Here is a 9,706-nt window from a genome sequence, read left to right as displayed (position 1 = left end):
CTCAGACGCCGCAACTTGGGAATTGGGATCCGTTTGTTGATGGCGACGGCGGTGCCCGAGCCGTCGTCGTGGGACCAGCGCATGAGGGCAGGGCCGTCGGCGGGGTCGCCTTCGAGATATTCGGGGGTACCGGCCAGGGGCAGGAAAYCGCTCGCCTTCAGGCTGAGGCCGAACTGCTCGGTCCAGAAGTAGGGCTGGAAGTCGAGCTCCGGTGMTTCATCACCCCGCACGAGGGCCAGGGCCGCGGCCTTGCTTTGCTCGATGGCGCTGGTMCACAGGGGAACGCGCTGGATGCCGTGCCTGGTCGGGAACGCGGCCACATCTCCAGCGGCGATGATGCCGGGACGGACGCGCCCGCKGGCGTCGACTTCKAGCCGGCCGTTGGTCAGTAGGCCGCTGGAGGCGAGCCACTCGACGTTGGGGGCATCTCCTACGGCACTGACCACGAGTTCGGCTTCGATGGTTGAACCGTCCGCGAGGACAACCAGCGGACGCCCGTCGGCCGTGAGCCCACCGATACTGCGCAGTTCGACCGCGTGGGACGGCGCTAGCTTGAGCCCGTGGCGGCGGGCAGCGGCAAGGAAGACGTCGGACAAGTATGGGCCCAGCTGTCTGGTCAGCRGACGGTMATGCGCCACCAGGGTTACCTCGCAGCCCACGGAGAGGCACCCGGAGGCGATCTCCATGCCCAGGGCGCCGCCACCAATGACGACGACGGACGGCCGGTTCGTGAGCCGGCGGCGCAGCGTCAGCGCGTCCTCTAGATTCCGCAGGGTCAGTTCGCCGTCGCAGCGGCCCGCATTTCCCCCGGTCTTGGGGCCGGTACCGAGGCGGCGCGCCCGGGAGCCGGTGGCGATGACGACGGCATCGTACGGAAGGCCGCTGCCGTCGTCGAGGTGCACCACCTTCCGGTCGGCATCAAGCCCCGTCGCGCTAACGCCCCGGACCTCCTGTGCCTCGTGGGTGGACGGCGGCAGCTGATGGGACGTCATGTCTTCGGCGTCCAGCAGGGCAGCCTTCGACAGGGCGKGGCGGCTGTACGGTACATGGGGCTCGTCGCCCACGATGGTCAGATCGCCGTCGAAGCCTGCCACCCTCAGGGAGTCTGCCGCGGTAAGGCCGGCGATGCCATTTCCGACGACGACGATGCGTTTCAGTGTCATGCTCATGCCAGCCGCAGCGCGGCAACCGGGCAGACGCGAACCGCGGCCTTTGCCGGTTCCACGTCGTTGTCGACCGTCTCGATGTCCAGCACGAGTTCGCCCTCTTCGTCCAAGTGCATCAGCTGTGGGGCGACTTCCTCGCAGAGGCCGTGGCCTTCGCAGCGCGGTCGATCGAGGACAATCTTCATGGCTTTCTCCTTTGAAAACGGTGGCGTGGATGACAACCAGAGCGTATGTTGAGTTTCCCAGCTGCATAGCATGTTMACAAATGAATAATTCTCATCCTTGATATGCACCGTATGAATGACCGGGTAGGCTGGGCCACGCGCCGGAAAAGCGGCGTGCGACAAGTGAGGTGTGCAATGGCAATGAAGCCGGGACTGACCTGGAATGCGAAAGACAGTTTTGCGTCGTATGTGGCGGCCCTCGACGTCGAAATGCGGGACCCGCGCATCCAGCAGCTGAGTCCACTGCACGCTGTATTCCCGGCGACTCATGCCCGGTAGCCAGGGAAGATCCGGGATGGACGGAGAGCTGGCCCGGCTGGCTTYGGTCGACCTCAACCTCCTGGTGCCACTCCTGGCGCTGCTTGAAGAGCGGTCGGTGACGAACGCTGCGGCCAAAATCGGTCTGTCGCAGCCGGCCATGAGCCATGCGCTGACACGCATGCGGCGCATGCTCAGCGACGAACTCCTCGTGCGGCAGGGGCGCGGAATGGTGCTGACGCCGCGGGCCGCGGAGCTTTTGCCGGCATTGYGCCAGACGCTGACGCAGACGGCCCGGCTCGTCAATGCCGCCCCGTTTGACCCCGCAACCGACGACCGCCTGATCACTGTGGCAATGACCAACAGCACCGCGTTCGTCATCGGCAGCGCGCTCACCCGGCTGCTGGCCGAGCGTGCGCCGAACACGGTCCTGCGGTTGCGAACCACGTCGTCGCCGACCATCGCGGTGTTCGCGGACGATGCGGCGGACGTCATTCTGCTCCCCGAGACGTTCGCCACGCCGTATCCGCGGGAGCGCCTGTACGACGACCGCTGGGTCGTCGTCACTTCGTGGGACTCACCGCGGCAGGCCAGCGCGCTGGACCTCCTGGAGACGGTGCCCCATGTGATGCTGGACGCGGCCCCGGAACGCCTGCGGCCCTATGAAATCCTCGACGAGCGCAAGGTGCCGTACACGGTCCGGCAGCGCGTGTCCGACTACCTGTTCATTCCCCACCTGATCGCCCAGGCCGGCGGGGTGGCGGTCCATCGGTACCAGGTCGGCTTGGCGTTCGAGGGCCGGTTCGACCTGCGCATGGAGGAGTTCCMCTTCCCCATCCAAACCCTGGGCATCGACATGGTGTGGAACCCTTGGCTCGCGGAGGACCCGTTCAAGGACTGGCTGCGGGGGATCCTCCTGGAGGCCGCCGTCCCTCTGCGGGCCAGGTACGGTCCTGTGCCCGCCAGATCCGGGCCGCACGCGTGACCCATTCAGTGCCTGCACCGGTCCGCCTGAGGCGAATGACACCCGCCTGTTAACCCCGCTGTTCCCTGATGGCCGGATGGACTGGCTACCGTGGACGCGTGGTTGGAGACATTCTTGGTGCGGGACCGGGGGGCCGGCGGCTGTTCGTTGCCCTGGGCGATTCCTTCACCGAGGGTGTGGGCGACTATGACCCCCGGTTCCCCAATGGGGTGCGGGGCTGGGCGGACCGGGTCGCGGAGAAACTGGCCAAGGCGCAGCCGGGGTGGCAGTACGCCAATCTGGCCATCCGCAGCAAACGGCTGCGCCACATCATCGCCGAACAGCTTGGACCCGCCGTGGCCATGGAGCCGACGCTCATTACGCTGTATGCGGGCGGCAACGACATCCTGGATTTCGGCACGGACATCGCGGCCCTCATGCAGGACTATGAGTCGCTGGTGGAGGCGCTCGCCGGCACGGGGGCGACGCTGGTTCTGTTCACCGGCTTCGACGTCAAGGTCTCCGCGCTCCTCGAGCCGCTGAAGAAGCGCAACGCCTTCTATAACGAGCGGGTCCGCGAGATCGCCGGCCGCTACGGCGCGGTACTGGTGGACTATTGGTGCTTCGACGCATTCCATGACCCGCGGATGTGGGATTCGGACCGGCTGCACATGTCCAAGGCGGGCCATAAATACCTTGCCTCGCAGGTCCTGGATCATCTTGGTGTGCCCCATACGATCAAGCCCAAGCAATGGKAGCCGCTGGTGAAACAGGGTCTGCRCGAGTGGGAACGCCGGCAGCGCCGCTGGGTGCGCGACTGGGTGTTGCCCCTGTTCGGACGGAAGCTCCGCGGAGTCACCCTCGGCGACCAGCTCCGGCCGCGCTGGGCGGAACCGGTAAAGGTCCCGCGCAAGGGCGGCCTGAAGAAACTGCTGCAGGCGCAGCACGACGGCGGTTAGGCCTGATCCCGGCAGCCGCCMGGCACTCGCGCCGGGCCGGCCCCGGCTCAGCTGTCCAGCAGGTTTTCGAAGCCGGGGGCCACCCTGTTGGCGTGAAATTCCATGACCTCGAAGTCAGCCACACCGTTGACATAGAACGGGTCCTTGGCGAGGGCGGCGTCCAGGCTGTCCCTGTCCGCGTTGGAGAGCARCAGGCCACCGGTGCGCGGGATCTTGCGCCCGGCAACCATGAAGATKCCCTCATCGAAGGCCGCCTGCAGCCACGTGACGTGGGCCGGGAGATGGAACTCCACAATGTAGTCGGGGACCTTGTATGTCAGGGAGACTACGTACATGCGGCCAGCCTACCGGTAGCGGGTCGCGGACAGTACGGAACTTTTCCGGGAATCCCCGGCCGAAGTTGAATCGTCAAGCTTCAAGTCTCCTAGAATGTAGCCATGACCGAACCCCGCTGGCTMAATGCCGACGAACGCCGGGCCTGGCTGGCCCTGCTGAGCATCACCACACTGCTGCCGGCCGCCCTGGACACCCAGCTTCATGCCGCGGGCAAGCTGTCCCTGTTCGACTACAACGTGCTGGCGATGCTCTCCGAGGCCGAGGGGCGTTTCCTGCCCATGAGCGAGCTCGCCGCGCGCACCAGCGCCTCCCTGTCCCGGCTCTCCCACGTGGTCACCAAGCTGCAGAACCGCGGCTGGCTTGAGCGCCGCCCGCACCCCGGCGACGCCCGCGTCACCACAGCGCACCTGACCGACGCCGGCATGGAGACGATCGTGAAGCTCGCSCCGGGCCACGTGGAGGCCGTCCGGTCGCTCTTTCTCGACGCCTTGAGCCCCAAGGACGTMGCGGACCTGGCCCGGATCGGMGAGAATATCGTCGCCCGCCTCGACGACGATCACTGGATCCTGCGCGACAACTAAGCGCGGAAGCTGGACGCGCCGCCGTCGGCCGCCGCCGTCTTTGTTGCTTGCGGCAACTGCTGGCAGACTTGGTTCATGGATTTCACGTCCCGCTATGTAGCCCTTGGAGATTCGTTTACGGAAGGCGTCGGCGACGACGACCCCACCCGTCCCAACGGCGTCCGGGGCTGGGCGGACCGGGTCGCAGAGCAGCTCGGCGCCGCCGATCCGGGCTTCGGCTACGCGAACCTCGCCATCCGGGGCAGGAAACTGCGTCAGATGATGGCCGAGCAGGTGGACGCCGCCGTCGCACTCAAGCCCACCTTGGTGAGTATCTACGCCGGCKCCAATGACATCCTCCGGCCCAAGATCGACATCGATGACCTGCTCGTGGAATACGACGCCGGGATCCGCAAGCTCGCGGCCACCGGCGCCACGGTGGTGATGTTCACGGGCTTCGACGCGCGCGGCTCCAAGATATTCGGCACCATGCGCGGCCGCACCGCSATCTACAACGAACTGGTGCGCGGSATCGCCGGCGACCACGGTGCCCTACTGGTCGATTATTGGCGCTTCAGCGAATATTACGACTGGGGCATGTGGGCCACGGACCGGATGCACATGTCCGCCGCCGGCCACGCGAACATGGCCAAACGGGTCCTGACGGTCCTCGAACACGAACACTCGATTGACGTCCCGCCCATGACGCCGGTGCCGGAACTGAGCCGGGTGGACGCCATCCGCGCCAACGCCCGCTGGGTCCGTGAATTCGCCGGCCCGTGGGTTGTCCGGCGCGTCACCGGCAAGTMGTCCGGGGACGGCCTGCAGCCGAAGTACGGCCAGCTCACGCGTCTCTAGGGGGAAGCCTGGCAGTTCAGGCGCGGAATCCCGGCGTCGCGAGCAGTTCCCCGTCGCGGCGGACGGCGAGCACATCGATTTCCCAGCCGTCCGTGGCCCGGTGCAGCATCGCGGTGCCGCCCGCGACGATCGCCGTGGCCAGCACATCGGCCGTGACAATGTCCGCCGCGGCCACGGAGACCTGGGTAAACTCCGCGCCGCCGGCGCCGGCTGTCCAGATGTGGTCACCCCGCTCCGCCGAACCCGACGTCGCCAAGGCGCACCGGGCGCCGGGGCCGCCCAGCTCGAACGCGGAAAGCAGCGCCGTACGGTCCTGCGGGTCAACCACCCCTGCCGTCCAGGAGGCTCCGCTGCCCGGAACGGGCGAGCCCATCACCAGCACATCGCCCCCGGCGTTCAGGCACCAGTCGGTGATCCCTTGGGACTGCAGCGTCGCGCCTGCCTGCGCGATCGCGTAGCCCTTGATGAGCCCGGAAAGGTCCAGCACGCCGTCGGGCCGTTCCGGTGAGAACGCACCCTCCGTCATAAGCCGCCAGCCCACGGCGTCCGCGTACCGGTCCCGCATCCCGGCGGATGCTTCCCGCAGCGAAAGCTCCCCGCGGGCCAGCCTGCTGGCCTCGGAATCGGGGCGGTACAGGCTGAAGGATTCATCCAGCCGGGCAAACACCCGTTCGACGGCGGCGACGGCGGCGTCGAGTTCGTGGTCGGCGACGCTGGCCTTTTCCCCGGTGGCGATGGCGGCCCCGGCAGGAACGGTCAGGCTGATGACGGTTCCCATGGAGCCAAACGTCCTGGCCATCAAGGCCGAACCACCCAGCTTAGAGGTGGGCTGCATCGAGGGCCGCCTGCAGGGAAGAGAGGTATCCGTCGCTCGTGATGGTCGCACCGCTGATGCTCTGCACGTTGGCGGACTGGGCCTGAAGTACTTCCGATCGCAGCAACGGAGCCGCCCGGTTGCTGATGGAGACGGACCGGCGGTCTTCATCCGTGAGCTGGAGGGCCGTTACATCGGTGATCTTTCCCCCACTGACCGTGATTTGCACCTGGACGTTCCCGAACCGGGTCTGACTCACCGAGCCGGCGAAGGTTCCGCTGCCGTTCCCGGTGGCGGCAGCTGAGGTGGTGGTTCCCGTCGAATCGGCGGTTCCGGACGTCCCGCTTCCGGAAGCTGCTCCTGAGGTGCTTGCGCCGGAGCTACTCCCGGCCCCGCTGCCCGTGGCGGCAGACGCGCCGGTCGATCCGGTCGTGCCGGCGGAGGTACCGATGGACGAACCTGCCGCCTCCGTCACGTGGCTGCCGGACTGCCATCCGACCAGGAGGATTCCGGCGGAGGCCAGGGTTGCTGAAACTGCTGCGCGAATTCTCACCAGTCAAACCTTTCGTAGTGAAGCTGCTCTTCCCGCACGCCTGCTGCGCGTGCGTCTCTGAGGACGTTTTGGGCCCAGGCTGCCGGTCCACAGACGTAGACGTCGGCCTCGGCGATGTTTGGTGCGTAGCTCCCCAGCCGGTATCCCGAGCGGGCGGCGTCGGCGGGCAGCCAAGTCTGGACGCCCGCCGGGCGGCGCCCGGTGAGGTGGTACAAGGTCGCGCCACGGCGTTGGCAGAGGTCCATGATCTCTTTGCCCAGGTACAGCTCTTTTTCGCTGTGGCCGCGCAGAATGACGGTGGCGTCGCGTGGGTTGAAAGGGGTGCTTTCCAGCAGCGCCCGAATGGGGGTGATCCCGATGCCGGCGCCGATCATCACGACGTGTTTCCGGCTCCTGGCCGCGGTGCTGAAGAGTCCGTAGGGGCCTTCAATGGCCACTTTTGTGYCGCGTTTCAGCCGGGCCAACTGGGACGAGCCCCTGCCGAGGTTGCGGACCGTAATCCGCAGGGAGCCGCTGGCGCCGAGCTGGAGGGGCTCCGCGGAGAGGCTGAAGKGGTGCGGGTGCCACCACATGCCGGGAGCGAGGAACCGCCAGATGAAGAACCGGCCGCCGGCGCCCGTCAGTTCGTCAAGGTGACGCCCGGTCATCTCAATACTGACGACGCCGGGGGCGACCTGCACAACGCGGCTGACGCTGAGTTTGTGCCGGGTAGTAGCCACAATCGGCTCCAGAACCCGGTTATGCAGGAGCGCTGCGCCGGTACCGATGCAGGCAGCCAGCCAGTACCACCGCTGCCAGGTGCCCGGTGCGAAGAGGCCCCCGACGCTGAACTGGTGTGGGATGGACGTCAGCACTGCGGCATAGGTCAGCAGGTGGACGGCGTACCAGAACTCGTAAGGGAACCGGCGCCGGACGGCCACCRGGGAGGTKACTACGACGGCGATGAACAGAACCATGGAGATGTAGGCCAGCCACATGTCGGGGACCTGGACCCACAAGTTCACGGCTTCAGTGACGGGATCCAGCCCTTCGGCCATGCCGTAGCCGATCGCAATGAGGATCCCGTGCGCCAGCAGGAGGTACAGCGCCGGCTTGCCCAGCTTGCGGTGGAACTCCAAGGCGCGGTCATGGCCGACGGCGCCATCAATGAAGGGAAGCCGGGCGGCCAGGAGCAGCATCAGAAGCACCAGGTCCATGCCGGCGAGACCGGCCACAATCCCCAGTGCCGTGAAGGAACCGGCGGGAGTCGAGAATCCGGATGCTCCGCCGTCGGCCAGCCACAAAGCGATGGCGCCCGCCAGGGACGCCCAAAAGAKAACAGTCAGCAGATCCGCTCTCAGCAACCGCCGCCGATGTTGCCCCTTAAAGGGGTTCACGGCGCCACGAGAGCTGCGGCGAACCTCGGGACGGGTCGTCAGAAGTTGTGTGTTCATGTATCCAGAGTCGCCCCCCTGCCTATCATTTGGCTGTGAAAATGCTTCGTCCGGCATATGACCTGGAGCGGTTCCCCCTCGCTGCGCAGGAGCTCCGGCGTGCATTTTCCGGTACCCCACATGGCGGCGGATTGGTCTTTAATTAGTCGAACTCGTAGACTTGGTAGGCGCTAGGTGGCGCGGAGCGTGTGCAATTGCTCCGGTTGGCAGGACTCGTCTGAGAAATCGACGGTCGTGGCGGCCGGTAGTTAGGGGCTCAAGTTGCGCGCATTCCTGTATTCGCCCAGCATCCCGGCACTTCGCATTGGCTGTCCCACGGACCGCCACCGCCCGGTGCCCGTGGCCCACAATCTTMGCCGCAGTGAGGAAATCAGCCGGTTTGCGCCGGCTTCAGATTCCTGCGGATCTKGTGATTAGGGCGGGAGCTGGATGCGGACGCCGCCCATCGCACGGTCAGTGGGAACTCCGCTAGCCGTTTCATTTATTTTTTGAGGAGAGTCGTCATGGCAGCACACTGCCAGGTGACCGGAGCCGAGCCGGGCTTTGGACACAGCATTTCGCACTCGCACCGTCGCAACAAGCGCCGGTTCGACCCGAACATCCAGAAGAAGCGCTACTGGGTTCCGTCCCTGCGCCGTAACGTCACGCTGCAGGTCTCTGCTCGTGGCATCAAGACCATCGACGTACGTGGCATCGACGTAGTCGTCGCCGCCATCCTGGCACGAGGAGTGAAGCTCTAGTGGCAAAGGACAAGGACGTACGTCCGATCATCAAGCTGAAGTCGACCGCGGGCACGGGTTACACCTACGTGACGCGCAAGAACCGTCGTAACGACCCGGACCGCCTGGTTCTGAAGAAGTACGACCCCAAAATCCGCCAGCACGTCGAATTCCGAGAGGAGCGCTAAACACATGGCTAAGAAGTCAATGATCGCTAAGAACGAACAGCGTAAAGTCATCGTCGAGCGTTATGCTGCAAAGCGCCTCGAACTGAAGAAGGCTCTGGTTGACCCMGCTTCAACCGACGAAGCACGCGAAGCTGCACGCCTCGGCCTGCAGAAGCTGCCCCGMAACGCCTCCCCGGTACGTCTGCGTAACCGCGACATCATCGATGGCCGCCCGCGCGGTACCTTCCAGAAGTTCGGCATCTCCCGTGTTCGCTTCCGCGACATGGCTCACCGCGRTGAGCTCCCGGGCATCACGAAGTCTTCCTGGTAATTCAGCACTCCTGAAGCCAGTGGCTTGAGAAKGGCCGGCAACCGTTTGGTTGCCGGCCMTTCTTGCGTTAAACAGCCCGCACCAACAGCCCGTGGCGCGCCCTTCGTTCATGCCCGCACCGCGGTGATGCAGCACACAACCCCCATTTGCGACACCGGGTCGCCTGGTTGGGTGCCTGGCTGGCGGCTTTGGCCTGTCGTGACGGGGTTTTTGGGGTGTTGTGGGGGTGGGTTTGCGGTGGGGGCGTGGTGGGTGTATTGTTTTCTAAGTCGCCGCGAGGGAGACCAGCGGAAATGCTGGGAACCGGAGGCGGCCAATCCCCTAAATTTCAAGACCTGATCTGGTCGGCGTTTTGTGCGCTCCG

Annotated in this window: 13 protein-coding genes; 7 read left to right on the top strand and 6 right to left on the bottom strand. The window is 65.8% G+C overall.

The features are described from left to right. On the bottom strand, positions 1-1,163 hold a 1,163-nt coding region (locus AC1DBQ_RS18625; protein ID WP_476929918.1), incomplete at its 3' end, for an NAD(P)/FAD-dependent oxidoreductase. 2 nt (positions 1,164-1,165) lie between these two features. Continuing rightward, a complete protein-coding gene (locus tag AC1DBQ_RS18620; protein WP_476929917.1) occupies positions 1,166-1,351 on the bottom strand; it encodes a ferredoxin in 186 nt (61 codons plus the stop codon). Between the two features lie 334 nt (positions 1,352-1,685). On the opposite strand from AC1DBQ_RS18620, the gene AC1DBQ_RS18615 reads away from it, so the two are divergent. Next, the gene (locus AC1DBQ_RS18615) at positions 1,686-2,633 is read left to right on the top strand and encodes a LysR family transcriptional regulator (protein WP_476929916.1); all 948 of its coding nucleotides are present in this window, start codon (positions 1,686-1,688) and stop codon (positions 2,631-2,633) included. A gap of 98 nt (positions 2,634-2,731) precedes the next feature. Beyond that, on the top strand, positions 2,732-3,571 hold the full coding sequence (locus AC1DBQ_RS18610) for an SGNH/GDSL hydrolase family protein (RefSeq protein ID WP_476929915.1): 840 nt from the start codon (positions 2,732-2,734) through the stop codon (positions 3,569-3,571). Between the two features lie 47 nt (positions 3,572-3,618). Here AC1DBQ_RS18610 and AC1DBQ_RS18605 read toward each other — a convergent pair whose 3' ends face one another. After that, positions 3,619-3,906: a YciI family protein gene (locus tag AC1DBQ_RS18605; RefSeq protein WP_476929914.1), complete on the bottom strand. Its 288-nt coding sequence runs from the start codon at positions 3,904-3,906 to the stop codon at positions 3,619-3,621. 102 nt (positions 3,907-4,008) lie between these two features. On the opposite strand from AC1DBQ_RS18605, the gene AC1DBQ_RS18600 reads away from it, so the two are divergent. Further along, positions 4,009-4,488, top strand: coding sequence for a MarR family winged helix-turn-helix transcriptional regulator (locus tag AC1DBQ_RS18600; protein WP_091255468.1), 480 nt, complete (start codon positions 4,009-4,011; stop codon positions 4,486-4,488). A gap of 75 nt (positions 4,489-4,563) precedes the next feature. After that, complete coding sequence (locus AC1DBQ_RS18595; protein WP_476929913.1) at positions 4,564-5,325, top strand: SGNH/GDSL hydrolase family protein; 762 nt, start codon at positions 4,564-4,566, stop codon at positions 5,323-5,325. A gap of 16 nt (positions 5,326-5,341) precedes the next feature. On the opposite strand, the gene AC1DBQ_RS18590 is transcribed toward AC1DBQ_RS18595, so the two are convergent. Genes AC1DBQ_RS18590 through AC1DBQ_RS18580 form a run of 3 tightly spaced genes read right to left on the bottom strand, consistent with a single transcriptional unit; the run spans position 5,342 to position 8,125 of the window. Next, entirely contained in the window at positions 5,342-6,103 is a 762-nt protein-coding gene (locus AC1DBQ_RS18590) for an FAD:protein FMN transferase (protein ID WP_476929919.1), read from the bottom strand. A gap of 40 nt (positions 6,104-6,143) precedes the next feature. Next, on the bottom strand, positions 6,144-6,692 hold the full coding sequence (locus AC1DBQ_RS18585; protein WP_476929912.1) for an FMN-binding protein: 549 nt from the start codon (positions 6,690-6,692) through the stop codon (positions 6,144-6,146). Beyond that, entirely contained in the window at positions 6,689-8,125 is a 1,437-nt protein-coding gene (locus AC1DBQ_RS18580; RefSeq protein WP_476929911.1) for a ferredoxin reductase family protein, read from the bottom strand. Before AC1DBQ_RS18580 ends, AC1DBQ_RS18585 begins: the two co-directional genes overlap by 4 nt. Before the next feature lie 503 nt (positions 8,126-8,628). Between AC1DBQ_RS18580 and rpmB the strand changes: the two genes are divergently transcribed. The 3 genes from rpmB to rpsN are packed head-to-tail and all read left to right on the top strand — an operon-like array spanning position 8,629 to position 9,342. Next, the gene (rpmB, locus tag AC1DBQ_RS18575) at positions 8,629-8,865 is read left to right on the top strand and encodes a 50S ribosomal protein L28 (protein ID WP_011693744.1); all 237 of its coding nucleotides are present in this window, start codon (positions 8,629-8,631) and stop codon (positions 8,863-8,865) included. After that, a complete protein-coding gene (gene rpmG / locus AC1DBQ_RS18570) occupies positions 8,865-9,032 on the top strand; it encodes a 50S ribosomal protein L33 (protein ID WP_003798558.1) in 168 nt (55 codons plus the stop codon). The genes rpmB and rpmG overlap by 1 nt, the downstream gene beginning before the upstream one ends. Positions 9,033-9,036: 4 nt before the next feature. Further along, entirely contained in the window at positions 9,037-9,342 is a 306-nt protein-coding gene (gene rpsN / locus AC1DBQ_RS18565; RefSeq protein WP_476929910.1) for a 30S ribosomal protein S14, read from the top strand. The last annotated feature ends 364 nt before the right edge of the window (positions 9,343-9,706 follow it).

It is taken from the genome of Arthrobacter sp. 10T413_2 (assembly GCF_056394205.1).
The sequence above is the reverse complement of the archived record's forward strand: the minus strand, read 5'-3'. Positions and strand labels throughout refer to the sequence as shown.

Coding starts and splice junctions, on each gene's coding strand:
- AC1DBQ_RS18620 (WP_476929917.1), bottom strand. CDS start 1,351: ATGAAGATTGTCCTCGATCGACCGCGCTGCGAAGGCCACGGCCTCTGC.
- rpmB (WP_011693744.1), top strand. CDS start 8,629: ATGGCAGCACACTGCCAGGTGACCGGAGCCGAGCCGGGCTTTGGACAC.
- AC1DBQ_RS18590 (WP_476929919.1), bottom strand. CDS start 6,103: ATGGGAACCGTCATCAGCCTGACCGTTCCTGCCGGGGCCGCCATCGCC.